We start from the raw sequence: 24,022 nt of genomic DNA on the forward strand, positions 1-24,022 counted from the left end.
TCATGCTGCAACCAGCACGTAGAAAATATCGTAAGGAACAAAAAGGCCGCAACAAGGGTATTTCCCATGATCGTGGTACAGCAGTTTCTTTCGGTGAGTTTGGTTTGAAATCAATTGCACGTGGCCGTATTACAGCACGTCAAATTGAAGCTGCACGTCGTGCTATGACTCGTCATATCAAACGTGGTGGCCGTATCTGGATCCGTATTTTCCCAGACAAGCCAATTTCTCAGAAACCAGCTGAAGTTCGTATGGGTAATGGTAAGGGTAATCCAGAGTACTACGTAGCCGAGATTCAACCAGGCAAAATGTTGTACGAAATGGATGGCGTTGATGAAGCGCTGGCACGCGAAGCTTTCCGCTTAGCCGCTGCTAAATTACCATTGTTGACAACGTTTGTCGTACGTCAAGTCGGCACTTAATAGGGAGTTGTAAATGAAAGTATCTGAACTCCAAGGCAAAGACTCCGCAGCTTTGACGAAAGAATTGAATGATTTGTTGAAGGCACAATTCAGTCTGCGTATGCAAATCGCAACGCAACAGTTGAATAACACTTCGCAACTCAAAAAAGTTCGTCGTGACATCGCCAGAGTTAAAACAGTCATGAATCAGAAGGATGCCAAATAATGAACGATCAAGTTAAAGTTGCCCTGAAGCGCACATTGATTGGCAAAGTTGTCTCCGACAAGATGGACAAAACAGTGACAGTACTAGTTGAACGTCACGTTAAGCATCCTTTGTACGGTAAGATCATCGTGCGTACTGCGAAATATCATGCGCATGATGAAGCTAACCAAGCAAAAGCCGGTGATACAGTCGAGATTCAAGAAGGTCGTCCAATCTCTAAAACTAAAGCCTGGACATTGACTCGCGTTGTACAAGTTGCGCCAGTTTTATAAATAGTTGTTGCAGCAATCGTTTTTTGATGTAATAATGATGAGCTGTCATTTGCAATCGTTGCAAATGACAGCTTAAATGTCTCTCAGGCTAGTAATTTGAGAGTGGTTAAAAAATCGTCCACCTAATCGGTTGACTCGTGCATTGTTATTTGTGCTTCTAAGGCGTCTGACAATAAAAGAGTTGGCTGGCGGGACCAAGACTGACTACAGATTTGCAGTGTGCGGATTGTGTGGATTAAGTTGGGAAAGAGAACAATATGATTCAAACAGAAAGCCGGCTAGAAGTGGCTGACAATACTGGTGCGCGCGAAGTTTTGTGCATTAAAGTATTGGGCGGTTCTAAGCGTCGTTATGCAGGGATCGGTGACGTTATTAAAGTCACAGTGAAATCCGCTGCTCCACGCGGTCGCGTGAAAAAAGGTGAAATTTACAATGCAGTTGTTGTTCGTACTGCTAAGGGTGTTCGTCGTCAAGATGGCTCTTTGGTTAAGTTCGATAGCAATGCTGCAGTGTTGTTAAATGCAAAGCTCGAGCCAATCGGAACTCGTATTTTCGGCCCAGTTACACGCGAATTGCGTACTGAGCGCTTTATGAAAATCGTTTCCCTTGCTCCTGAAGTGCTGTAAGGGGTCGTGATGAATAAGATTCGTAAAAACGACGAAGTCATCGTCTTGACGGGTAAAGACAAAGGTAAGCGCGGTCAAGTGCAGCAATGCGTTGATGCAAATTACGTTGTTGTTGCAGGTGTTAATGTTGCTAAAAAAGCGACTAAGCCTAACCCAATGACTGGAGCAGTTGGTGGCATCGTGGATAAAGTGATGCCGATTCATGTTTCCAATGTGGCGTTGTTTAACGCTGCATCTGGTAAAGCAGACCGTGTAGGCTTTAAGGTTGTGGATGGTAAGAAAGTCCGCGTCTATAAGTCGACTGGCGAAGTTGTGAAGGCATAAAGTCATGGCCCGTCTACAAGCATTATATAAAGATAAAATCGTTGCAGATTTGACTGAGAAATTTTCTTACAAGTCTCCAATGGAAGTTCCTCGCATCTTGAAGATCACCCTGAATATGGGTTTGTCCGAAGCGATTGCTGATAAGAAGATTATCGAGCACGCAGTTGGCGATTTGACGAAGATTGCAGGTCAAAAACCTGTCGTAACTAAGGCACGTAAAGCTATCGCTGGTTTCAAAATCCGCGAAGGCTATCCAATTGGTTGTATGGTCACCCTGCGTGGTAATCATATGTACGAATTCTTGGATCGTTTCGTGACTGTGGCTTTGCCACGCGTTCGTGATTTTCGTGGTGTATCTGGCCGCGCATTTGACGGTCGTGGTAACTACAATATCGGTGTTAAGGAACAGATCATTTTCCCTGAGATCGAGTACGACAAGATTGACGCGTTGCGTGGTATGAATATTAGTATTACTACGACAGCTAAGACCGACGAAGAAGCAAAAGCGCTTCTCGCCGCATTTAAATTTCCGTTCAGAAACTGAGGTCGCCATGGCAAAATTGGCACTGATTAATCGTGAGCAAAAGCGTGCAGATTTGGTGAAGAAATTCGCTGGCAAACGCGCCGAATTGAAGGCCATCATTGATGACCAATCAAAAACTCCAGAAGAGCAATATTTAGCTCGTTTGAAGTTGCAGGCATTGCCACGTAATTCTAATCCGACTCGTCAGCGTAATCGCTGCGCTTTGACAGGTCGTCCACGTGGCACATTCCGTAAGTTCGGTTTGGGCCGTATTAAAGTCCGTGAATTCGCCATGCGTGGTGAAATCCCGGGTATGACTAAAGCTAGCTGGTAATAGGAGAATAAGCAATGAGTATGAGCGATCCTATCGCCGATATGCTGACCCGCATCCGTAACGCGCAAGTTGTTCAAAAAACTGCCGTCGCGATGCCGTCCTCTAAGGTAAAAATTGCAATTGCAAATGTACTTAAGGACGAAGGCTACATTGAGGATTTCGCAGTAGTTGACGCTGCTGGTAAATCTGAATTGAAAATCGGTTTGAAATATTATGCAGGACGTCCTGTTATCGAACGCTTGGAGCGTGTATCACGTCCAGGTCTCCGTATTTACAAAGGTAAAGACGAGATCCCAAGTGTGATGAACGGTTTAGGCGTGGCGATTGTGTCCACACCTAAGGGCGTTATGACTGACCGCAAAGCGCGCGCAACCGGTGTCGGTGGCGAAGTTATTTGCTACGTCGCCTAAGGAGTGCAAGATGTCTCGAGTAGGTAAAATGCCAATCGCGTTGCCAGCAGGTGCAGAAGTTGCAATCTCAGCAGCGGCGATTACAGTAAAAGGTCCAATGGGCGTATTGACGCAAAGCTTAAATGGCTTAGTGACAATCGCGAACGAAAGTGGTGTCCTGAATTTCAAGCCGGCAAATGACAGCCGTGAAGCTAATGCTATGACTGGTACCTTGCGTGCCTTGGTTAATAACATGGTGAACGGTGTTACTAAAGGTTTTGAGAAGAAGTTGAACCTCGTCGGTGTTGGTTATAAAGCGCAAGCGCAAGGCGATAAGTTGAATCTCTCCTTGGGTTTTTCTCATCCTGTCGTTCATGACATGCCAGCTGGCGTGACATGTGCAACACCAACTCCAACTGAAATTCTCATTAAAGGTGTGAATAAGCAGCAAGTTGGTCAGGTCGCAGCAGAAGTTCGTGCATACCGCAGCCCAGAGCCTTATAAAGGCAAGGGTGTCCGCTACGCGGATGAAGTGGTTGTGATTAAAGAAACCAAGAAGAAGTAATAGGGGTTAGACGATGGATAAGAAACAATCACGTCTGCGCCGCGCGACTCAAACCCGTGCCAAGATCGCAGAGCTCAAGGTCACACGTTTATCTGTGCACCGTACGAATCTGCATATCTACGCCAGCATCATTGATGCAGATTCCAAAGTATTGGCATCTGCTTCTACAGTGGAAGCTGAAGTGCGTGCAGAATTGGCAGCGGCATCTAAGCACGGTGGTAATGCTGCGGCAGCCACTTTGATTGGTAAGCGCGTTGCGGAAAAAGCATTGAAAGCAGGAGTTACCGAAGTCGCGTTTGATCGCTCCGGTTTTCGTTACCACGGTCGTGTGAAGGCGTTGGCAGAAGCCGCGCGTGAAGCCGGCTTGAAGTTCTAAGGAATATTGTCATGGCAAAAATGCAAGCAAAAACAGCAGCCGACAAGCCGGATGATGGCATGCGCGAAAAAATGATCGCGATCAACCGTGTAACCAAAGTGGTTAAGGGTGGTCGTATCATGGGTTTCGCAGCACTGACAGTCGTTGGTGATGGTGACGGTCGCATCGGTATGGGTAAAGGAAAATCGAAAGAAGTTCCGGTAGCCGTACAAAAAGCGATGGAAGAAGCCCGCCGCAAAATGATTAAAGTAACTTTAAAAAACGGTACATTGCAACATGCAGTGACTGGCAAGCACGGCGCCTCATCAGTCATGATGATGCCTGCTAAAGAAGGTACTGGCGTTATTGCTGGTGGTCCAATGCGCGCGATTTTCGAAGTGTTGGGTGTGGTGAATGTAGTTGCTAAGTCAAATGGCTCTACTAATCCATACAACATGGTTCGTGCAACTTTGAACGGTTTGTCGAAAATGAGTACGCCTTCCGATATCGCTGCAAAGCGCGGTAAGTCCGTTGAAGAAATTTTGGGCTAAGGTGAGCGAAATGACAACTACAGTTAAAGTACAATTGGTCAAGGGTTTGATCGGTACGCGCGAGTCACATCGTGCTACTGTGCGCGGCTTGGGTCTGCGTCGCGTTAATTCAGTTTCTGAATTGCAAGACACACCAGCAGTGCGCGGTATGATCAATAAAGTCTCGTATCTTGTGAAGGTTGTATCGTAAGCCCTCGGGGTTGCGATCGGAGCAAATTATGGAATTAAATACAATCCAACCAGCTGATGGCGCTAAACACTACAAACGTCGTGTTGGTCGCGGTATCGGTTCTGGTATCGGTAAAACAGCGGGTCGTGGTCATAAAGGTCAAAAATCTCGTACAGGCGGCTTTCATAAAGTCGGTTTCGAAGGCGGTCAGATGCCTTTGCAACGCCGTTTGCCTAAGCGTGGTTTTAAATCTTTGGCTACACCTTACAAAGCAGAAGTTCGTTTGTCAGACTTAGAAAATTTGCCAGTTACGGAAATCGACGTTTTGGCGTTGAAACAAGCTGGTGTGGTTTCTGAATTGGCGCGGGTTGTTCGCGTGATCTTGTCAGGTGAAATCACGAAGAAAGTAACTTTGAACGGCTTAATCGTCACTAAAGGTGCGAAGGCTGCGATCGAAGCTGCTGGCGGAACAGTGACTGAAATAGTAGTTGCACCGGTGGTTAAGAAATTGCCTGCCAAAGTTAAAGCAGCTGCTTAATTAAGTCAAAACAGGAGCAAACATTGGCAACATCTCCTCAACAAACTAAAAGTGCGGCAAGTGGTTTTCCTTGGGGAAGACTGTGGTTTTTGCTTGCAGCACTAGTTGTATATAGGATAGGCGCACATATACCTGTTCCTGGAATTGATCCAAAGGTATTGGAAGATTTGTTTAAGCAAAACCAAAATGGTATTTTGGGTATGTTTAACATGTTCTCTGGTGGTGCTTTGTCTCGCTTCACAATTTTGGCGTTGGGAATTACGCCTTACATTTCTGCCTCTATTATTATGCAGTTAATGTCAGTCGTATCCCCGCAGCTCGAAGCTCTGAAGAAGGAAGGTGAGTCGGGTCGTCGCAAGATTACTCAATACACGCGTTACGGCACTCTGGTGCTAGGTGTGGTACAGGCTTTCTTCATTGCTTTTGGTTTGGAAACGCAAGCAGGTTTAGTTTTAGATCCTGGAATGGCGTTTAGATTTACTACTGTCGTTACTTTGGTAACTGGCACGATGTTCCTGATGTGGTTGGGTGAGCAGATCACTGAACGTGGATTGGGTAACGGTATTTCTATCATCATCTTTGCAGGTATCGTGGCTGGCTTGCCAGGTGCTTTAGCCGGTTTGTTCGAATTAGTTCGTACAGGCTCTATGCAAGCGTTTTCAGCGTTGATTATTTGCGTGATGGTTGCCGCGGTTACTTATCTGGTTGTGTTCGTAGAGCGCGGCCAACGTAAGATTCTAGTCAACTATGCGAAGCGTCAGGTTGGCAATAAAGTTTATGGTGGTCAAAGCAGTCATTTGCCACTCAAGTTGAATATGGCGGGTGTTATTCCTCCAATCTTTGCGTCTTCTATCATTATGTTGCCTGCCACGATCACTGGCATGTTTGCAAAAGGGGCGCAAGATCAGGATTCTGGTTTTGTTCGGTTCTTGCAGGATTTAGCAAGTTCCTTGACGACTGGTGAGCCCGTGCATGCGATTTTGTACGCTGTAACGATTATCTTCTTCTGCTTCTTCTACACTGCGCTGGTATTTAACAGCAAAGAGACAGCAGATAATTTGAAGAAGAGTGGTGCTTTTGTCCCAGGGATTCGTCCAGGTGATCAAACATCCCGTTATATCGACAAGATTTTGATGCGTTTGACTTTGATTGGCGCGGTATACATTGCATTAGTTTGCTTGTTGCCAGAATTGCTGATCGCTCATTGGAAGGTACCATTCTATTTTGGCGGCACATCGCTGTTGATTATTGTGGTGGTGACCATGGACTTTATGGCTCAAGTGCAAAATTACGTAATGTCACAGCAATACGAATCGCTTCTTCGTAAAGCAAATTTCAAGGGCGGCATACCTTCAAGGTAAGCACACCAAAGGAACAGCAGATCGAATGGCAAAAGACGACGTTATACAGATGCAGGGAGAGATTCTAGAGAATCTTCCGAATGCAACATTTCGAGTTAAGTTGGAAAATGGGCATGTTGTGCTTGGCCATATTTCAGGAAAAATGCGAATGAACTATATCCGCATTCTTCCTGGTGATAAGGTGACAGTAGAATTGACGCCTTATGATTTGAGCCGAGCACGCATTGTGTTCCGGACCAAGTAAATTAAATTGAACTAGAAGGGAAGAGGGCAAAAATGAAAGTTCTCGCATCAGTTAAGCGGATTTGCCGCAACTGCAAGATCATCAAGCGCAAAGGTGTTGTTCGTGTAATTTGCACAGAACCACGCCATAAACAGCGCCAAGGTTAATTAACGTTATTGAACGAGGAATAACGAATGGCACGTATAGCAGGGGTTAATATCCCAAATCATCAGCATACCGTAATTGGCTTACAAGCAATCTATGGTATTGGCGGCCCACGCGCAGCAGATATCTGTGCAGCAACGGGTGTATTGACAACTAAAAAGGTCAAAGATCTGGACGACAACGAGTTAGAAAAGCTTCGCGACAGTATTGCAAAATACGTTGTTGAAGGTGATCTTCGTCGTGAAATCTCGATGAACATCAAGCGTTTGATGGACTTAGGCTGCTACCGCGGTCTGCGTCATCGCAAAGGTTTGCCTGTTCGTGGTCAACGTACACGTACGAATGCACGTACACGTAAGGGCCCACGTAAAGCAGCGCAATCATTGAAGAAATAATCCAGTAAGCTGGATTCAAGGAACCAATTATGGCAAAAGCACAAAATAACGCAGCGGCAGCACGCGCTCGTAAAAAAGTTAAGAAAAATGTTGCTGAAGGTATCGCACACGTTCACGCATCTTTCAACAACACCATCATCACGATCACTGATCGTCAAGGCAATGCATTGTCTTGGGCAACAGCTGGTGGTCAAGGTTTTAAAGGCTCACGTAAATCTACTCCTTTCGCGGCTCAGGTTGCAGCGGAAGCAGCAGGTAAAGTTGCGGTTGAGTGCGGTATCAAAAACCTCGAAGTTCGCATCAAAGGTCCAGGTCCAGGCCGTGAATCTTCTGTGCGTGCTTTGAATAATTTGGGTATCAAGATCTCCTTGATCCAAGACGTTACGCCAGTACCACATAACGGCTGCCGCCCTCCAAAGCGTCGTCGTATCTAATTCATTGCTTAGCTTCGGCTAAGCTTTGGATCATTCTAGCAATCATGTTAGAATGCAGCCCGCCAATTGATTTGGTGGGTTTTGTCTTTCGTATTTTTGATACGATTTTATTTTTTCTTATTCGATTTTTATTTAATAAGACCACTGTCTGATTGCAGGTAGATCAGACTAGCGTAGGTTGTCAATCGGCACTTACGTCATTTTTAAAGGAAATTATTGTGGCACGTTATATCGGACCTAAAGCAAAATTATCCCGTCGCGAAGGCACGGATCTGTTCCTGAAAAGCGCACGTCGCTCTTTGGATTCAAAATGCAAATTAGATGTAAAACCAGGTCAACACGGCGCGAAATCTGGCGCACGTACATCTGACTTCGGTAATCAATTGCGTGAAAAACAAAAAGTTAAACGTATGTACGGCGTTTTAGAGCGTCAATTCCGTCGTTATTTCGCAGAAGCTGATCGTCAAAAAGGTAACACTGGCGAAACTTTGTTGAAATTGTTGGAATCCCGTTTGGACAACGTTGCATACCGTATGGGTTTCGGTTCCACACGTGCTGAAGCGCGTCAGTTGGTCAGCCACAAAGCATTCACAGTCAACGGCGGCGTAGTTAATATCGCTTCTTACCAAGTTAAAGCTGGTGACGTTGTTGCTGTTCGTGAAAAATCCAAAAAGCAAGTTCGTATCGTTGAAGCTTTGGCCTTGGCTGAGCAAATCGGTATGCCATCTTGGGTTTCAGTAGACTCCAAGAAAATGGAAGGTACTTTCAAGGCGATGCCTGATCGTAGCGACATCGCTCACGATGTCAACGAATCTTTGATCGTTGAATTGTACTCACGTTAATATTAAGTTTCACCGCCTGCCCATTTTACGATGGGCAGGCTTTTTTCTTTTTGCCATCAGCCTTATCGGTGTAACGAGCCGAGGGTATTGAAAAGGACAAATAATGCAAAACAATCTGTTTAAGCCTCGTATTATCGACGTTGAAATGTTGGGCCCTGGCTCAGCGAAAGTAGTGATGGAGCCATTTGAACGTGGTTTCGGTCATACACTCGGTAACTCTTTACGCCGTGTCTTGTTGTCTTCTATGGTTGGCTACGCGCCAACTGAAGTCACCATCGCTGGTGTAGTTCATGAGTATTCGACTCTCGATGGCGTGCAAGAAGACGTCGTCGATATTTTGTTGAACTTGAAAGGCGTAGTCTTCAAGTTGCACGAACGTGATGAAGTTACTTTGACTTTGAAAAAAGAAGGCGAAGGCGCAGTATTGGCTTCCGACATCGATTTGCCACATAACGTAGAACTGATTAATCCAGATCACGTGATTGCTAATTTGACCGCTGGCGGCAAATTGGATATGCAAATCAAAGTAGAAAAAGGTCGTGGCTACGTTCCTGGTAACGTACGTCGTTTGTCTGAAGATGCGAACAAAACTATTGGTCGTATTATTTTGGACGCGTCTTTCTCTCCAGTGCGTCGTGTTTCTTACTCTGTTGAGTCTGCTCGCGTTGAACAACGTACAGATTTGGACAAGTTGATCATCAATATCGAAACAAATGGCGTGATCACTCCAGAAGAAGCGATTCGTCAATCTGCTCGCGTTTTGGTCGATCAGTTGCACGTATTCGCGGCTTTGGAAGGTACAGAAGCGGCTGCAGAAGCACCATCACGTGCACCTGCTGTTGATCCTGTCTTGTTGCGCCCAGTCGATGATTTGGAATTGACTGTCCGTTCAGCAAACTGCCTGAAAGCAGAAAACATTTACTACATTGGTGATTTGATCCAACGTAGCGAAAATGAATTATTGAAGACACCAAACTTGGGTCGCAAATCTTTGAACGAAATCAAAGAAGTATTGGCCTCCCGTGGTTTGTCTTTGGGCATGAAGTTGGAAAACTGGCCACCAGCTGGTTTAGAGAAGTAATCTTGATGTCGGGTCGACTCGTTTGACCCGACGTTTTATTTGTAGTGCGTAATAAGAACATTACCGGTCCGCGTCAAATGGTTTGACGATAGAAGAACTGGAATTTTTAAACAATCGAAAGGAAGTACCATGCGTCATCGTCACGGCTTACGTAAGCTGAATCGTACATCATCACACCGTTTAGCAATGTTGCGCAATATGACAGTTTCCCTGTTGCGCCACGAAGCAATCAAAACAACTTTGCCAAAAGCAAAAGAATTGCGCCGCGTTGTTGAGCCAATTTTGACTTTGGGTAAAACAGACACATTGGCAAACAAACGTTTGGCATTCAACCGTTTGCGCGATCGTGAAATCGTTCAGAAGTTGTTCGCTGAATTGGGTCCACGTTTTGCAAATCGCAATGGTGGTTACCTGCGTATTTTGAAAATGGGTTTCCGCGTCGGCGACAATGCGCCTATGGCATATGTAGAATTGTTGGATCGTCCAGAAGTCTCTGACGCTGTAGATGCACCAACAGTTGACGAATAAGCTAAGTTGTAATTAGCAGTTCTGAAATAAGAAGCCGTTCAGTAAAATGAACGGCTTTTTTTATTGCTTGATGCCGATCATCGGGCAAATACAGGTGGGGCATTTTCCCAATTCATAGAAATGTCGATAAGTGATTTAAATGTCCGCCTTAGTCAAGAAACTTGGTTGTTCAACTTAGACGCCGAACTAAGTGGGCTCCGCTGACGTCGTTTCTGGTATTCCGTTAAGATAGCGAATCCCGCCGCTAGTCCGCTTACTTTGGATAAAGTGAACTATGAGGGCCTGTCCGAATCTGAAGACAAATGTTTTGAATTTCAAAGAGAATGATGAAATCTTTCCCCTGTATGCAATTGATGCGCGATAACTTGCTTCCTTTATTCTCAGTTAATCGCGCTATGCGGCTATTCCTGGGGTTTTTGAGTATCCTCCTCCTATTTGTATCGACAGTAAGGGCGGAAGAGTTCCTGGAGCCGGAGAAGGCATTCCAGGTCAAGGCGCAGATGGTAAGTAAAGATCAGGTGCGCATTACTTACACCATCGCCGATGCTTACTATCTTTATCGAGAACGTTTGAAATTCGGCGCGCAAGGCGCTGAATTGGGTGCGGTTCAACTCCCCGCAGGCAAAATCAAATTCGATGAGACTTTTCAGAAAGATGTCGAAACCTATCACCACGAATTGGTAGTGTTACTACCTGTAAAAGCAACTGCTGATTTTCAATTGAAATTGGAACTACAAGGCTGCGCTGAAGCTGGCCTATGCTATCCGCCGATGGAACTGACTTTGCCTGTGGCGCTGGCAGATATTGCGAGTGACGCAGGAGTAATGCCACAGGTCGCACAGGAAAGTGGTGAACAATCTAGCATCGCCGACGCCTTGAAAAGTGGTCGTTTAAGTTTGATCATCCCTTTGTTTTTGTTGCTTGGATTGGGTCTGTCGTTGACACCTTGTGTATTGCCTATGGTGCCTATCCTCTCGTTCATTATTGTTGGCGAAGGCGCTGCAATAAAGCGTAGTCGCGGCTTTTTCTTGTCGTTGAGTTACGTTCTCGGCATGGCTCTGGTGTACACCAGTTTAGGTGTCGCCGCAGGTTTATTGGGTGAGGGACTTTCGGCTGCTTTGCAAAATCCTTGGGTGCTGTCTGCGTTTGCATTACTAATGATCGGCTTGTCTCTGTCGATGTTCGGTGTCTATCAACTGCAAATGCCAGCAGCGATTCAAACTCGTTTGACCTATTTCTCTGAAGGTCAGCGTAATGGCAAGATGGCGGGTGTATTTCTGATGGGTGCGATTTCTGCATTGATCGTTGGTCCTTGTGTCGCCGCGCCTTTGGCTGGTGCTTTGGTGTATATCAGTCAAACGAAGGATGTCGTGGTGGGTGGAACCGCTTTATTTTTCCTGGCTATGGGTATGGGCGTGCCATTGCTGTTGGTTGGGATATCCGCAGGTAGTTTGTTGCCACGCGCCGGGGTTTGGATGGAGCAGATCAAACGCTTCTTCGGCGTGTTGATGTTGGCAATGGCGATTTGGATGGTCTCGCCAGTCTTGCCGCCCGTGGTGCAAATGATTGCTTGGGCAATTTTGCTGTTGGGTTACGGGATCTATCAGTTGGCTGTTTATCGAGGTAAATTACTTTCCAAGTTGATTGCAATCATTTTTGTGCTGGCTGGCGGGATGCAATTACTTGGCGTTGCGACGGGTGGACGTGATGCCTTGGCGCCGATAGCGCACCTCACCGGAAGTGTGCAACATGTGAAGTTTCAACGTATCAAATCGTCTGCTGAATTGGATGCTGTGTTGGCGCAATCCAATGGCAAAATCGTGATGCTAGATTTTTACGCCGACTGGTGCGTGTCGTGCAAAGAGATGGAAAAACTAACTTTCGTCGAGCCAAGAGTGAAAGCTCAACTGGATCAAATTTTGTTGCTGCAAGTCGATGTCACAGCGAATAACGCGGATGATAAAGCATTATTGAAACGCTTTGGTTTGTTTGGCCCGCCAGGAATTATTTTCTTTGGAGCACAAGGCAAAGAGATTTCCAACACGCGCGTGATCGGTTATCAGAATGCGGATAAGTTTTTGAATTCTTTGCAGAAGCTGAAATGATGTAAGGCGCTTTTGAGATTAGCTGATGATGAATGAAAGGCTGGCTTGGTTGAATACTAAGCCAGCTTTTTTATATGTATTAACGAATAGGAACAACTAGCTCGGCATAATCATAGAGTGCGCCAAGAATCTCCTCGGCCTCTTCATCAGCAGATTCTGAAAGTTGATCGATCTCATTGAAATACATATCGACTGTCCTTGCATTCGCTTCGCCATCTAATAGACGCGCTACGCGATGTTCTTCCCACGTGTTCACTTCATCATTGCTGAGAGATTCAGGAAAGTTACGTGCACGATAGCGGAATACTAATTCTCTCAAACGTTGATCGTTAAAAAGCGGATGTGCGTTCGCTAATTGCTGTGGATTCATCTGACGCAAATCATTCATTACTTTTCTATCTGCGCCACTGATAAAGCCACCATACAAGTCTTCATCTACGTCGACTGCTTCGAAGCTTGGACGAGCGTAGACTTGCTCCCATAGTTGGGGGTTGAGAGTTGCATGTATGTTCTTCGCAGTCTCAGCGTATGCCATGGTTTCTTGCATATCAATGCCCCATCGCGTTGCCATTTCACTGCTTAGTGTTTTCAGGTTGCCGATCACGATAGGCGATTTATTCAGATGTATGCTTTTCACAGGCAAACGCGTCACGCCATCTGGCAAAGCATCCTTTTTGCTGAACATGCGTTGCTGTATGGTTGCCACATCTAAATGCTGCAATTCGCTGGGATCACATTGCAAATCCCAAGCAATCACTTCATTTCTATTCGTCGGGTGTATCGCTAAAGGCCACATCACAGCAAGGCAACCTCGCTCGGTACTAAACATGCCGGAGATATGTAAAAATGGTTTCCCAAGCAGGGGCAAACCGATTTCGGTAGCAACCCTATCTTTTTTGTGTAAGGCAAAACAAAAATCAAAGAGCTTAGGTTGCTTCTCTTTGATTAGTTTTGCCAGGGCAATGGTGGCGCGTACGTCCGATAAAGCATCATGCGCCGCCGTATGTGCAATGCCATTGGCAGCAGTCAAATGTTCTAGGCGAAAACTAGGTTTCCCCTCGTCATTCAAAGGCCAGTTAATGCCTTCTGGACGGAGCGCATAGGTCGTACGAACCATATCCATAATATCCCAGCGTCCGCATTGATTTTGCCACTCGCGCGCATAAGGATCGATCAAATTGCGCCAGAACATAAAGCGCGTAATTTCATCATCAAAACGTATGGTGTTGTAGCCCACGCCTATGGTGCAGGTGGCAGCTAACGCACGTTCTACTTGAGCGGCAAATTCATGTTCTGGGATGCCATGTTCCAGACACTGTTGCGGCGTGATGTGCGTGATCAGACAAGATTGCGGATCAGGTAAAAAATCATTCGCAGGCTTACAGAAAATATTGATAGGTTCGCCGATTTCATTCAGGTCTGCATCGGTACGAATCGCGGCAAATTGAGCTGGTCGATCACGTCTGGCTTGTGCGCCAAAAGTTTCATAGTCGTGCCAGAGAAAGCTATGTGTATGCATGCGAGTAGATTTAGGTGAAATTGAATGAAGCTTGAACTTGAAGAACTCAGTGATCAGCGCGTTGACCGCGATCTCCGATGTAGCGTTGCAGTCCTAAGGCAATCAGGAATAATAGTACCGATAGGCCCATTAAGCCGATAGTCCATTTAAAGCCAGTCTCCTCATTAATCCACGGCATTTTCGTAAAGTTCATTCCGAAGATACCAGTGATTAAAGTTAAAGGCATAAACAGTGCAGTAATGACGGTCAAGAGTCGCATCGTTTCACTTGTCTTGTGCGCGACAGCAGCAAAATGAATTTGTACGGATGATTCTAGGGAGGCTTCTAATCTACGCGTATGATTTAAGACGCGGTTAATATGTTCCATCACATCGTTTGTGCGTACTAAAAGCAAATCTTTTGCACGGCTAAGCTCGCCACCTTCAGTATCATAGGTATCGACAAAGTGATCACGTAACTCTTGTATTGCATCGTATTGCTCTTCACATAGATGTTCGAGTTTGCGTAACTCGACGCGTGAATCGAGCAACGCGACCCAATTATTAAATGGTTTGCGTGGATCTAATAAAGCATGTTGCCAGCGATCTAATTGATTGGTCAAAGGCTGCCGCAAATCGAGGTATTGATCGACCATCAGATTTAACAAACGCAACATTAAATCTTCGGGCGATGCGGGCAAGCGGCTGCTGAGATTATTGCTGTCTTTTGATTTGTAACTGAGTAGACGCGTTCGCATACCTTCTATCGTACGGCTTTGTATCGAGCGTATGGTGATTAAGGTATTGCCGAGTAAAAGAAAAGAAACAGGTTGTGTTTGCAAACGATGCAATGCGGCTGGTATTTTCTTTTTGATGGTTTCGGTCGCGTTGTTTGCTTCACCATTTAAAGCTAATTTTTGAAAGACGACTAATTCGTAATCTTGTGTAGCATCAAAATAGGATGGATGGCTTAGGTTGCAGACATCTTTTAAATGCAAATCGTAGACACGAATGCCTGTTATTTTTTCGATCTGATCGCGCCACGAGTCGGTGTCGCCAGCAACTTCGTCGTGTGTGCAATCTATCCACATGAACCCGGGTGATTCATCAGCATGATCATTTTCGCCGTCGCCAATCAGGCCGTGGTCGTCGGCCTTAGCGTTGAGTGTGACTTGTATTTCGCTGATGAAAAAAATATCCATGTTTTACAAACTAAGCCATCAAATTGTGTCGATATGTCCTGCTAGAATTTACTTCAGTAAGCGTGCAATGTCGCGAGCAAAGTAAGTCAAAATACCGTCCGCGCCAGCACGCTTAAACGCGAGTATCGCTTCCATCATGGTCTTGTCGTGATCGAGCCAGCCGTTTTGTGCGGCAGCTTTGATCATCGCATACTCACCACTGACTTGATAAGCGAAAGTCGGTACTTTGAATTCGTCTTTGACGCGGCGTACAATATCGAGGTAAGGCATGCCAGGCTTCACCATCACCATGTCTGCACCTTCGGCCAAATCTAAAGCAACTTCGCGCAGGGCCTCGTTACTGTTGGCAGGATCCATTTGATAATTCGCCTTGTTACTTTTACCAAGATTACCAGCAGAGCCGACTGCATCGCGGAATGGACCATAAAATGCTGACGCATATTTGGCTGAGTAAGCCATGATGCGGGTATAGATAAATCCTTGCTCTTCTAAGGCACTTCTGATCGCACCAATTCTGCCATCCATCATGTCACTTGGTGCAACGATGTCGGCACCCGCTGCCGCATGTGTAAGTGCTTGTCTGACTAGCATCGCCGTCGTTTCATCATTTAGAACATAACCATCCGCATTGATTAAACCATCTTGCCCGTGGCTGGTGTAAGGGTCTAGGGCGATATCCGTCAATATGCCTAAATCTGGGCAACGTGCTTTGAGGGCACGAATGGCGCGTGGAATTAAACCATCAGGGTTGGTTGCTTCTATCCCGTCTTCTGTTTTTAAGTGGCTATCAATTGATGGGAACAGGGCGAGAACTGGAATGCCTAAGCCGACACAGTCATCGGCAACTTCCAATAGCTTATCCAAACTCATGCGTTCAACACCTGGCATGGAGGCAACTGCTTCCACGCGGTTTTCGCCATCGACCAAAAAGACTGGGTAAATTAAATCCGCGGCAGTCACATGGTTTTCGCGCATCAAGTTGCGGGAGAAAGCATCGCGACGCATACGGCGCATACGAATGTGCGGAAATTGGGTAGTGAGTGTGTTTGGCATAGTGAATAAAAAAATTATCGAGGTTAATGAAACTTTTCTTACGAATTTGGCTCTTAGGATTAGGCATTATGCTTACCGCTGGTCCTCCCTAAGCGGGCGCCACTTGTTCCCATTCGATTGGCGTATTTTCCCCCGGTACTGCAAAGTACTGGGGTTTTTTTATTGCGACGCGCCTACATTCTCGTTGTCGTCTAAGGTAGGTAATGTCGGTAAAACGTCCAAGCCAGTCAATTGACGAATTTTGGCATCCGCCTCTTCAATACCGGTACGATTTAAAGCTGAAAACAATTGCGCAGTAAAAGGATATGGCGTGCCATCTTCATCAACATAACTTGCCAAAATATTCTGCGCCAGACGCAAGGCATTGGTAGCATCATTTCGGTTCAATTTATCCGCCTTCGTCAGCAAGCAATGAATCGGACGACCCGTTGGCGCGAACCACTCTAACATCTGTTTATCTAAGTCCGTGAACGGGCGACGTGAATCCATGATCAAAATCAAAGCGGCTAACTGATCGCGTGTTTGTACGTAATTGCCGAGCAAGACATTCCAGTGATTCTTGGCAGCACCCGGAACTTCAGCGTAGCCATAACCTGGTAAGTCAACCAGCAAGGCACGAATTTCGTCCTGACGGGTTTCATCTTTACGATGTTGCCCCACATGTGCACCGCCAATGGAAAAAAAGTTAATGTGCTGTGTACGTCCAGGTGTCTTCGACGCAAAGCACAGTTTTTTCTGATTGCACAAAATATTGATGGCAGTAGATTTGCCTGCATTGGAGCGGCCAGCAAAGGCGACTTCCGGCACCGGCAAAGTAGGAAGATCGCGCAAATGATTTACCGTGGTGAAGAACCGAGCTTGCCAAAGGATAGACATAAATATGAAGCCAATCAAAAAGAAATGATGCAAAAAAATGCAAAAAATAGGGACAAAACCAAATGTTCTCGTCCGAAATGTGAGGTTTCCTAGCGTCAATTGACTTGGAATAGCTCAACATTTCCATGAAAGCTATTGTACAATAAGGGGTTAGCTACGTGGGCTTCATAGTATTAATCGGAATTCCGTACGCTTTTTGCTTCCCAGTTAAGTTCAATAGAATCGATTTCCAATTTTTGTCTCAAGGTGTTTGAATGAACCGTGCATTTTTATCCTTTTCTAAGTCACTCAGTATGTTTGCTTTAGTGGCGTCTTCATTCGTTTCTGTTGCTTCTGCGAATGAACCGGCAGCAAAACCGGCAAAAGCCGATGCAGTTAAAGGTGAAGCCTTGTACACCAATGGTGATGCTGCACGCGGTATCGTTGCCTGCGTATCTTGTCATGGTGCAGCGGGTAATTCGACTATCAGTGTTAATCCAAAGCTCGCCGGCCAACACGATGCCTATTTGGTGAAACAATTAATGGATTTCACGACGCCAGCGCGTAACAACGCTGTGATGACTACGTTTTCTAAGTTAATGACGCCGGAAGACATGAAGAATGTTTCCGCATTCTTGGCGGTACAAAAACCTAAGGCAGGCGCAGCAAAAAATAAAGATATCGTTAAATTGGGCGAAACGATTTATCGTGCTGGTATCGCTGAAAAGAATATTGCAGCATGTGCAGGTTGCCACAGCCCGAACGGTGCTGGTATCCCTGCGCAATTCCCACGTATCGCTGGTCAGCATCAAGATTACACTGTGGCACAGTTGACAGCGTTCCGCACTGGTGTACGTAAAAACAGCGCGCAAATGGTGACAATTGCGAAGCGTATGTCCGATGATGAAATGAAAGCAGTTGCTGATTATGTTGCTGGCTTGAAATAAGCATATCGACAATACGTAAAAAGATTAATGGAGGGGGTGGCAAATGCCATCCCCTTTTTGTTTTTGGAAATGTATGGAACCTGAAATCAATACCTCTGGCCTGGAAATTAAGACTCAACGTCGATGGCTGGCGCATACTGTTGAGTTGCTATCGTCCATGCGCTTCGCAATCAGCTTACTGACGATCATCGCTATCTCTTCAATAATCGGGACGGTGCTCAAACAGAATGAGCCTTTGCCGAATTATGTGAATCAATTTGGACCGTTCTGGTTTGAGGTGTTTCAACATTTGAGTTTGTATTCACTGTATTCAGCATGGTGGTTTTTGACCATCATGGGTTTCTTGGTGCTGTCTACTAGTCTGTGTCTGATTCGCAATGCACCTAAAATGTTGAAAGACATGCGCAGCTGGCGTGAAAACGTGCGTGAACAATCTCTACGAAATTTTCACCACAAAGCGGAGTGGAAGAGTGACTTGAGTAATGAGGCTTTGACGGCTCAGTTAAGCATGCAAATCAAACGGCTTGGTTATCAATTCAAAGTCGTGCAAAAAGACAATGCCACGTTGATCGCTGCAAAGCAGGGGGCGGGCAATAAGTGGGGCTATATTTTTGCCCATGCAGCGATTGTGGTGATTTGTATTGGCGGCTTGCTCGATTCTGACCTGGCGATTCGGTTTCAAACTTGGTTTGGCGGGAAAGTGCCTTTTGAGGGCAGTGGTGTATTGATTTCGCAGATTCCAGATAAGCATAAACTATCTTTGGCGAATCCTACCTTCCGGGGCAATATTGCAATTCCTGAAGGTATGAGCGGGAATACTGCTGTGATTCCACAAACTAAAGGCGTTTTTTTGCAGGATCTGCCATTCACGATAGAGTTAAAGAAATTCAATATCGATTTTTACTCGACTGGAATGCCGAAGTTATTTGCCAGTGACGTTGTGATTAAGGATCACGAAACTGGGCAGAGTTTTGCCGCGACGGTGAAAGTGAATCATCCATTACTTTACAAAGGCTATGCAATTTTTCAGTCTAGTTTCGATGACGGCGGAACTCGCTTGCAGATCAAAGCGCATGCAATGTCTGGTGGAAAAGCAGCACAGTTTCCGATGGATGCCAAAATGGGAGGATCAAATCCCTTAACCATAGAGCAGACTGGGGGACGTGGTGAGTACACAATTGAGTGGACAGCGTTTCGTCCATTTAATGTGGAAAATTTGGCGCGTGATGGACAAGATTTGCGCGCAGTCAATCCTAACAAGAATTTCGCCCAACAATTAACTGCAGATTTGGAGAAGCATTCAGGTTCTGCAGCAAAGAACGCAAACAATAAAGACCTCAAAAACGTTGGTCCAAGTTTGCAATACAAATTGCGTGATAAAACGGGGCAGGCACGTGAATTCAATAACTACATGCAGCCAGTTTTATTGGATGGCAATTGGGTATTTTTAGCCGGTGCGCGTGATACTCCAAATGAGCAATTCCGTTTCTTGAGAATTCCCGCAGATGAAAACGATAAGTTGGACGAGTGGATGCGTTTGCGTGCAGCCTTGGCCGATGTTGAGCTAAGAGCGGCAGCTGCCGAAGCCTATGCTAAACGTGCTTTACCAACGGCGAGTGCGGCGACAATGCAAGCGCAGTTAGCAACATCGGCTAAAAAAGGTTTGGGGATTTTTGCGGGAGAAGGCGAGGCAAAATTGGCCGGTTTTACGGCCATTGCCGGCTTCTTGGAGAAAATTCCAGCAGCGGAACAAACCAAAGCTGCTGACGTGTTTATGAAAATTCTCAATGGCAGTATGTGGGATCTATGGCAGTTGGCACGCGCGAAGGATGGTTTGCCTGCCTTGGAACTGACAGAAAAACGAGCATTGTTCTTGCAGCAAGCGACTTCGGCGTTGTCCGATGCATTTTTCTATGGCGCGCCGGTGTATTTGCAGATGACCGGTTTTGAAGAGATCAAGGCCTCGGTGTTTCAGGTGACGCGGGCGCCGGGACAGAATGTGGTGTATCTTGGCTGCTTGTTCTTGGTCATCGGCGTATTTGCCATGTTCTATATTCGCGAACGTCGTTTGTGGCTTTGGATTAAACAAGACGCAAATGGAAGCCAAGTTTTGATGGCATTGAGTTCACAGCGTAAGACACTCGATTTTGAGAAAGAGTTTGAGCAATTGAAGTTGCAATTGAGGCCACAATCTGTTGCGATAGATACGGCCTCTTGAACCCCAATTAAGTTAAGAGTCTGACGCCGATCGCAGTTAGTGCGTAAAGTATTAAAAATTATTCTCACAGGATATGTATGGAAACTAGTCTGACCTATCAAAGTTATTGGAAGCGTTTAGGCGCTTTTGATTGGCTATACGCGCTCATGTTGAGTGCAGGTGCTTTATATGCGTTCAACATGTATGGTGCGCATATGGACATTTATGAAGAGGTGATTTTACTTCTGACTGCGCCAACTTTTGCCGTGTTGGGATGGAATTGGAAACCGATTCGTGCACTGATGATTGTGTTGGCGGTATTGTCTCTATTTGCGATTTCACAATATGCCGGTTCTCTAGATCTGGCGAATAAGAAGTTCTTTTTGAAGTATCTACTATCGAGTCAGTCAGCGATTTTGTGGATGAGTACTTTTTTTATCTTGTCGACGCTTTTTTATTGGGGTGGCTTGATTGCGCGCTCTGATTTTGGCGCCTCAGTCGGATCTGGCTTGTGTTGGGCAGCAGTTGTTATGGGCTTTACCGGTTTGTTAGTGCGATGGTATGAGTCCTATTTAATCGGTGCGGATGTTGGTCATATTCCAGTATCGAATTTATATGAAGTGTTCATTTTGTTTTCGATGATTACAGCTTTGTTCTATCTCTATTACGAAGAAAGTTATGGAACACGTCAGTTGGGTGCCTTCGTACTATTGATTATCTCCGCCGCGGTCGGATTTTTGTTGTGGTACACCGTGAGCCGAGATGCCGCGGATATTCAGCCTTTGGTGCCAGCGCTACAGAGCTGGTGGATGAAGATTCATGTGCCGGCTAACTTTATTGGTTACGGTACTTTCTCTTTAGCTGCAATGGTTGGTGTAGCGTATTTGTTTAAATCAAAAGGGATGTTGCAAGATCGTTTGCCGAGTTTAGAGGTGTTAGACGATGTCATGTATAAGGCCATTGCGGTCGGCTTTGCGTTCTTCACAATCGCCACGATATTGGGTGCCTTATGGGCAGCAGAGGCATGGGGCGGATACTGGTCTTGGGATCCAAAGGAAACTTGGGCTTTGATCGTATGGCTAAATTATGCAGCTTGGTTGCACATGCGTCTGATGAAAGGATTGCGCGGTCAGGTTGCTGCATGGTGGGCTGTAGTCGGTTTGCTGGTGACGACCTTTGCTTTTCTGGGTGTAAACATGTTTTTGTCGGGCTTACACTCTTACGGTTCTTTGTAATTTAATTGATTAGAATTGATTAGTTCAGAAAGGAACGGCATCGACTTTATTGGTCGATGCCGTTTTTTTTCGTAGTGTCGGTGAGAAATATTGGATAAAGCCTGCCCGCGCTGGAAACTTTCAATTTCTTGTAAGATTCAAACGCCTTCTCCGACTTATGAGACACTGAGACGATAGTTCATAGTTCTTTGAAGATAGATCGATTTTAAACAGTCAGAAGTCGGGCGAGTCTCCAACAGAGCGAAACCTCACTTAACCAGCACATCAACAGGAGTGATTATGCGCAATCCGTTACAGCAATATGGCGACCATCCACCCAGTGTTTCAGAAATTACGCCACGTGAGGTATTTGAGTCGCGTCGCGATTTTATGCGTCAGTTAGCGGTTGGATCGATCGCCAGTGCTTCCTTGGTGGAAATGGCAAGTCGTGAAGCCTTTGCGCAAGCCACTGGTGGACAAAAATTGGCGGCGATGGTGAATCCTGCCTTTGTTGTTATGGATAAAAAAACCACCTACAAGGATGCGACTAGCTACAACAATTTCTACGAATTCGGCACCGACAAAGCAGATCCAGCGGAAACAGCCGGTAGTCTGAAAACCCGGCCTTGGACGATCACCATAGAAGGCGAGGTGAAGAAGCCGATCACTCTCGATATCGATAGCTTGTTGAAACTGGCACCTTTGGAAGAGCGTGTGTACCGACTGCGTTGTGTTGAAGGTTGGTCGATGGTGATCCCGTGGATAGGTTATTCCTTATCGAATTTGTTGAAAAAAGTCGAACCGACCGGCAATGCCCGCTTTGTAGAATTTATTTCCTTGGCTGATAAGCGCCAGATGCCGGGTGTGAATAGCCGAGTATTGCAATGGCCATATACAGAAGGGTTGCGGATGGACGAGGCCATGCATCCACTCAGCTTACTTGCACTTGGTATGTATGGTGAGGTACTGCCAAATCAAAATGGTGCCCCTGTGCGCTTGGTCGTACCTTGGAAGTACGGATTCAAATCGGCAAAATCTATCGTCAAAATTCGCCTGACCAAAGATCAGCCGCGCACCTCTTGGAATCTATCTGCTCCCGATGAATATGGCTTCTATTCAAACGTGAATCCGGAAGTGGATCATCCTCGCTGGTCTCAGGCATCCGAACGACGTATTGGCGAAGATGGCTTTTTGAGTCGCAAGCGTAAGACGCTGATGTTCAACGGATATAGTGAAGTCGCCAGTTTGTATAGCGGTATGGATTTGAGAAAAAATTATTGAGGCAGCACATGAAGTCACTAAGTAATCGTCAATTGCAATTGCTAAAACTAGTCGTTTTTGTACTCGCGGCGTTGCCATTCCTGCGTTTGGTGTATGCAGTTGCTCAAGATAACTTGGGTGCTAATCCGTTGGAATTTATTACCCGCAATACTGGTGACTGGACTCTCTATTTTCTCTGCATCACACTGGCAGTGACCCCGTTGAGGAAGCTTCTAAGTTGGCACTGGTTGATACGCTTGCGTCGTATGCTAGGCTTGTATAGCTTCTTTTATGCCTCTTTGCACTTCTTGACGTTTTTATGGTTCGACCATTTCTTCGATATCAGCGACATGTGGCGTGACATCATCAAGCGTCCCTTTATCACCGTCGGCTTCATTGCTTTCATACTGTTATTGCCATTGGCGATTACCAGCAACAACGCGATGATACGGCGTTTGGGTGGCAAGCAATGGCAATTGTTGCATCGCTTGATTTATTTGATCGTGCCACTTGGGGTGTTGCACTATTTTTGGATGAAGGCGGGCAAAAACCTATTGCTGCAACCTTTGATATTTGCGGTGATAGTGGGCGGCTTGTTGAGCGTGCGGTTGTATTGGCGTTTGCAATCTAAATCGACGATTACTTAGCCGGTTCTGTTGCTTGCGGTGTCTTCAGTGCGGGGGATGGTGACGTTGCCGCGGCAGAATTCGCCGATTTTTTCTCAGGCATATACAAAGGACCTTTTTGACCACAGGCGCTGAGCAATACAGTACTAATCGAGATTAGCCCTGTTGTTAGCAGGGAGATGTGCGTGCGTTTATTCAAAATCTGAGAACCCGTATAGAATGCTGCTTGTTAGAGAATATCAATCCAAGCAGGAGTGTAACATGACGGAATCAGAATTTTTAGTAATGGCCGATAGCTGCTTGCAGCAGGTACAGGATATGTTTGAGCAGGCATTCGAAACTGACGTATGGGATGTCGATACCAAACGTAGTGGCAATGTTTTGGAAATTGAATTCGTCGAGAATGGCTCAAAGATCATCGTCAATAGTCAGGCGCCCATGCAGGAGATGTGGGTTGCAGCGCGTTCAGGTGGATTTCACTACAAACATGATGGCGAATTCTGGCGCAATACGCGCGATAGTTCCGAACTATTTGCTGTATTGCGCAGCATTGCTGAGACTCAAAATAAGGCTTGATTGCATGTTCAAGTATGTGTCTTGAAAAAAACGGACAAAAAAATAGCGAGATTTCTTCTCGCTCAGATCGCTGACAAACCCCGTCTTTTATTAAAAGCGGGGTTTTTTATTGGGTAATGATTGCGTCTCTAGTAGGCACTTTAAAAATAAAAGAACTTCGCCACGTATTTTTCAAACGAAGACTCAAT

General features: G+C 45.8%; 33 protein-coding genes. 28 read left to right on the forward strand and 5 right to left on the reverse strand.

The window, feature by feature from the left end; all coding sequences use genetic code 11:
• The first annotated feature begins 2 nt into the window (after positions 1-2).
• The 22 genes from rplP (at position 3) to dsbD (ending at position 12,407) form a co-directional block, all read left to right on the forward strand.
• Positions 3-422, forward strand: coding sequence for a 50S ribosomal protein L16 (rplP, locus tag H8K52_RS03445; protein ID WP_186892587.1), 420 nt, complete (start codon positions 3-5; stop codon positions 420-422).
• Between the two features lie 13 nt (positions 423-435).
• Positions 436-627, forward strand: coding sequence for a 50S ribosomal protein L29 (gene rpmC / locus H8K52_RS03450; RefSeq protein ID WP_186892588.1), 192 nt, complete (start codon positions 436-438; stop codon positions 625-627).
• The gene (rpsQ, locus tag H8K52_RS03455) at positions 627-899 is read left to right on the forward strand and encodes a 30S ribosomal protein S17 (protein WP_186892589.1); all 273 of its coding nucleotides are present in this window, start codon (positions 627-629) and stop codon (positions 897-899) included. The genes rpmC and rpsQ overlap by 1 nt, the downstream gene beginning before the upstream one ends.
• 257 nt (positions 900-1,156) lie before the next feature.
• Positions 1,157-1,525, forward strand: coding sequence for a 50S ribosomal protein L14 (gene rplN / locus H8K52_RS03460; RefSeq protein ID WP_016836029.1), 369 nt, complete (start codon positions 1,157-1,159; stop codon positions 1,523-1,525).
• A 9-nt stretch (positions 1,526-1,534) separates the two neighbouring features.
• Positions 1,535-1,849 carry a 50S ribosomal protein L24 gene (rplX, locus tag H8K52_RS03465; protein WP_186921437.1) on the forward strand — a complete coding sequence of 105 codons (315 nt, stop codon included), beginning with the start codon at positions 1,535-1,537 and terminating at the stop codon, positions 1,847-1,849.
• A 4-nt stretch (positions 1,850-1,853) separates the two neighbouring features.
• Positions 1,854-2,393 (forward strand): 50S ribosomal protein L5, encoded by a 540-nt coding sequence (gene rplE, locus H8K52_RS03470; RefSeq protein ID WP_186921439.1) that lies wholly within the window; start codon positions 1,854-1,856, stop codon positions 2,391-2,393.
• A gap of 7 nt (positions 2,394-2,400) precedes the next feature.
• Entirely contained in the window at positions 2,401-2,706 is a 306-nt protein-coding gene (rpsN, locus tag H8K52_RS03475) for a 30S ribosomal protein S14 (RefSeq protein ID WP_186892592.1), read from the forward strand.
• Between the two features lie 14 nt (positions 2,707-2,720).
• Positions 2,721-3,116 (forward strand): 30S ribosomal protein S8, encoded by a 396-nt coding sequence (gene rpsH, locus H8K52_RS03480; RefSeq protein WP_186921441.1) that lies wholly within the window; start codon positions 2,721-2,723, stop codon positions 3,114-3,116.
• A 10-nt stretch (positions 3,117-3,126) separates the two neighbouring features.
• Positions 3,127-3,660, forward strand: a complete 534-nt coding sequence (gene rplF / locus H8K52_RS03485) for a 50S ribosomal protein L6 (protein WP_186921443.1) — start codon at positions 3,127-3,129, stop codon at positions 3,658-3,660.
• 13 nt (positions 3,661-3,673) lie between these two features.
• Positions 3,674-4,036: a 50S ribosomal protein L18 gene (gene rplR / locus H8K52_RS03490; protein WP_186892595.1), complete on the forward strand. Its 363-nt coding sequence runs from the start codon at positions 3,674-3,676 to the stop codon at positions 4,034-4,036.
• An 11-nt stretch (positions 4,037-4,047) separates the two neighbouring features.
• Positions 4,048-4,566 (forward strand): 30S ribosomal protein S5, encoded by a 519-nt coding sequence (gene rpsE / locus H8K52_RS03495; RefSeq protein WP_186892596.1) that lies wholly within the window; start codon positions 4,048-4,050, stop codon positions 4,564-4,566.
• A 10-nt stretch (positions 4,567-4,576) separates the two neighbouring features.
• Positions 4,577-4,756, forward strand: coding sequence for a 50S ribosomal protein L30 (gene rpmD, locus H8K52_RS03500; protein WP_186892597.1), 180 nt, complete (start codon positions 4,577-4,579; stop codon positions 4,754-4,756).
• 28 nt (positions 4,757-4,784) lie between these two features.
• The gene (gene rplO, locus H8K52_RS03505) at positions 4,785-5,273 is read left to right on the forward strand and encodes a 50S ribosomal protein L15 (RefSeq protein ID WP_186921445.1); all 489 of its coding nucleotides are present in this window, start codon (positions 4,785-4,787) and stop codon (positions 5,271-5,273) included.
• Positions 5,274-5,296: 23 nt separating this feature from the next.
• On the forward strand, positions 5,297-6,634 hold the full coding sequence (gene secY / locus H8K52_RS03510) for a preprotein translocase subunit SecY (protein WP_186921447.1): 1,338 nt from the start codon (positions 5,297-5,299) through the stop codon (positions 6,632-6,634).
• A gap of 25 nt (positions 6,635-6,659) precedes the next feature.
• Complete coding sequence (gene infA, locus H8K52_RS03515) at positions 6,660-6,878, forward strand: translation initiation factor IF-1 (RefSeq protein ID WP_005663428.1); 219 nt, start codon at positions 6,660-6,662, stop codon at positions 6,876-6,878.
• Between the two features lie 32 nt (positions 6,879-6,910).
• Positions 6,911-7,024 (forward strand): 50S ribosomal protein L36, encoded by a 114-nt coding sequence (rpmJ, locus tag H8K52_RS03520; protein ID WP_014004415.1) that lies wholly within the window; start codon positions 6,911-6,913, stop codon positions 7,022-7,024.
• Between the two features lie 27 nt (positions 7,025-7,051).
• Positions 7,052-7,417, forward strand: a complete 366-nt coding sequence (gene rpsM, locus H8K52_RS03525) for a 30S ribosomal protein S13 (protein WP_186892600.1) — start codon at positions 7,052-7,054, stop codon at positions 7,415-7,417.
• A 29-nt stretch (positions 7,418-7,446) separates the two neighbouring features.
• On the forward strand, positions 7,447-7,851 hold the full coding sequence (gene rpsK / locus H8K52_RS03530; RefSeq protein ID WP_186892601.1) for a 30S ribosomal protein S11: 405 nt from the start codon (positions 7,447-7,449) through the stop codon (positions 7,849-7,851).
• Between the two features lie 218 nt (positions 7,852-8,069).
• A complete protein-coding gene (gene rpsD / locus H8K52_RS03535) occupies positions 8,070-8,693 on the forward strand; it encodes a 30S ribosomal protein S4 (protein ID WP_186892602.1) in 624 nt (207 codons plus the stop codon).
• A gap of 103 nt (positions 8,694-8,796) precedes the next feature.
• Complete coding sequence (locus tag H8K52_RS03540; protein WP_186892603.1) at positions 8,797-9,774, forward strand: DNA-directed RNA polymerase subunit alpha; 978 nt, start codon at positions 8,797-8,799, stop codon at positions 9,772-9,774.
• Positions 9,775-9,903: 129 nt separating this feature from the next.
• Positions 9,904-10,302 carry a 50S ribosomal protein L17 gene (gene rplQ / locus H8K52_RS03545; RefSeq protein ID WP_186921448.1) on the forward strand — a complete coding sequence of 133 codons (399 nt, stop codon included), beginning with the start codon at positions 9,904-9,906 and terminating at the stop codon, positions 10,300-10,302.
• 395 nt (positions 10,303-10,697) lie between these two features.
• Complete coding sequence (gene dsbD / locus H8K52_RS03550) at positions 10,698-12,407, forward strand: protein-disulfide reductase DsbD (protein ID WP_186921501.1); 1,710 nt, start codon at positions 10,698-10,700, stop codon at positions 12,405-12,407.
• A gap of 79 nt (positions 12,408-12,486) precedes the next feature.
• Here dsbD and sbcB read toward each other — a convergent pair whose 3' ends face one another.
• The 4 genes from sbcB to yihA form a co-directional block, all read right to left on the reverse strand.
• Positions 12,487-13,926 carry an exodeoxyribonuclease I gene (gene sbcB, locus H8K52_RS03555; RefSeq protein ID WP_186921451.1) on the reverse strand — a complete coding sequence of 480 codons (1,440 nt, stop codon included), beginning with the start codon at positions 13,924-13,926 and terminating at the stop codon, positions 12,487-12,489.
• A gap of 46 nt (positions 13,927-13,972) precedes the next feature.
• The gene (locus H8K52_RS03560; protein WP_186921453.1) at positions 13,973-15,106 is read right to left on the reverse strand and encodes a magnesium transporter CorA family protein; all 1,134 of its coding nucleotides are present in this window, start codon (positions 15,104-15,106) and stop codon (positions 13,973-13,975) included.
• Between the two features lie 48 nt (positions 15,107-15,154).
• Positions 15,155-16,159, reverse strand: a complete 1,005-nt coding sequence (gene hemB / locus H8K52_RS03565) for a porphobilinogen synthase (RefSeq protein ID WP_186921455.1) — start codon at positions 16,157-16,159, stop codon at positions 15,155-15,157.
• 159 nt (positions 16,160-16,318) lie between these two features.
• Complete coding sequence (yihA, locus tag H8K52_RS03570) at positions 16,319-17,035, reverse strand: ribosome biogenesis GTP-binding protein YihA/YsxC (RefSeq protein WP_186921457.1); 717 nt, start codon at positions 17,033-17,035, stop codon at positions 16,319-16,321.
• A gap of 254 nt (positions 17,036-17,289) precedes the next feature.
• Between yihA and H8K52_RS03575 the strand changes: the two genes are divergently transcribed.
• The 5 genes from H8K52_RS03575 to H8K52_RS03595 all read left to right on the forward strand — a co-directional run bounded on the left by H8K52_RS03575 (position 17,290) and on the right by H8K52_RS03595 (position 23,279).
• Positions 17,290-17,961: a c-type cytochrome gene (locus tag H8K52_RS03575; protein WP_186921459.1), complete on the forward strand. Its 672-nt coding sequence runs from the start codon at positions 17,290-17,292 to the stop codon at positions 17,959-17,961.
• 73 nt (positions 17,962-18,034) lie between these two features.
• Positions 18,035-20,179 (forward strand): cytochrome c biogenesis protein ResB, encoded by a 2,145-nt coding sequence (locus H8K52_RS03580; protein ID WP_186921461.1) that lies wholly within the window; start codon positions 18,035-18,037, stop codon positions 20,177-20,179.
• 77 nt (positions 20,180-20,256) lie between these two features.
• Positions 20,257-21,393: a c-type cytochrome biogenesis protein CcsB gene (gene ccsB / locus H8K52_RS03585; protein WP_186921463.1), complete on the forward strand. Its 1,137-nt coding sequence runs from the start codon at positions 20,257-20,259 to the stop codon at positions 21,391-21,393.
• Between the two features lie 279 nt (positions 21,394-21,672).
• Entirely contained in the window at positions 21,673-22,653 is a 981-nt protein-coding gene (msrP, locus tag H8K52_RS03590) for a protein-methionine-sulfoxide reductase catalytic subunit MsrP (protein ID WP_186921465.1), read from the forward strand.
• An 8-nt stretch (positions 22,654-22,661) separates the two neighbouring features.
• Positions 22,662-23,279, forward strand: a complete 618-nt coding sequence (locus H8K52_RS03595; RefSeq protein ID WP_186921468.1) for a protein-methionine-sulfoxide reductase heme-binding subunit MsrQ — start codon at positions 22,662-22,664, stop codon at positions 23,277-23,279.
• Here the strand turns inward: H8K52_RS03595 and lptM are convergent.
• The gene (gene lptM / locus H8K52_RS21940) at positions 23,272-23,457 is read right to left on the reverse strand and encodes an LPS translocon maturation chaperone LptM (RefSeq protein ID WP_222613662.1); all 186 of its coding nucleotides are present in this window, start codon (positions 23,455-23,457) and stop codon (positions 23,272-23,274) included. The two genes, H8K52_RS03595 and lptM, sit on opposite strands and share 8 nt — an antisense overlap.
• Before the next feature lie 62 nt (positions 23,458-23,519).
• On the opposite strand from lptM, the gene cyaY reads away from it, so the two are divergent.
• Positions 23,520-23,834, forward strand: coding sequence for an iron donor protein CyaY (gene cyaY, locus H8K52_RS03605; protein WP_186921470.1), 315 nt, complete (start codon positions 23,520-23,522; stop codon positions 23,832-23,834).
• The last annotated feature ends 188 nt before the right edge of the window (positions 23,835-24,022 follow it).

The sequence above is a fragment of the Affinundibacterium seohonense genome (assembly GCF_014284305.1).
GTDB lineage: Bacteria > Pseudomonadota > Gammaproteobacteria > Burkholderiales > Burkholderiaceae_D > Undibacterium > Undibacterium seohonense.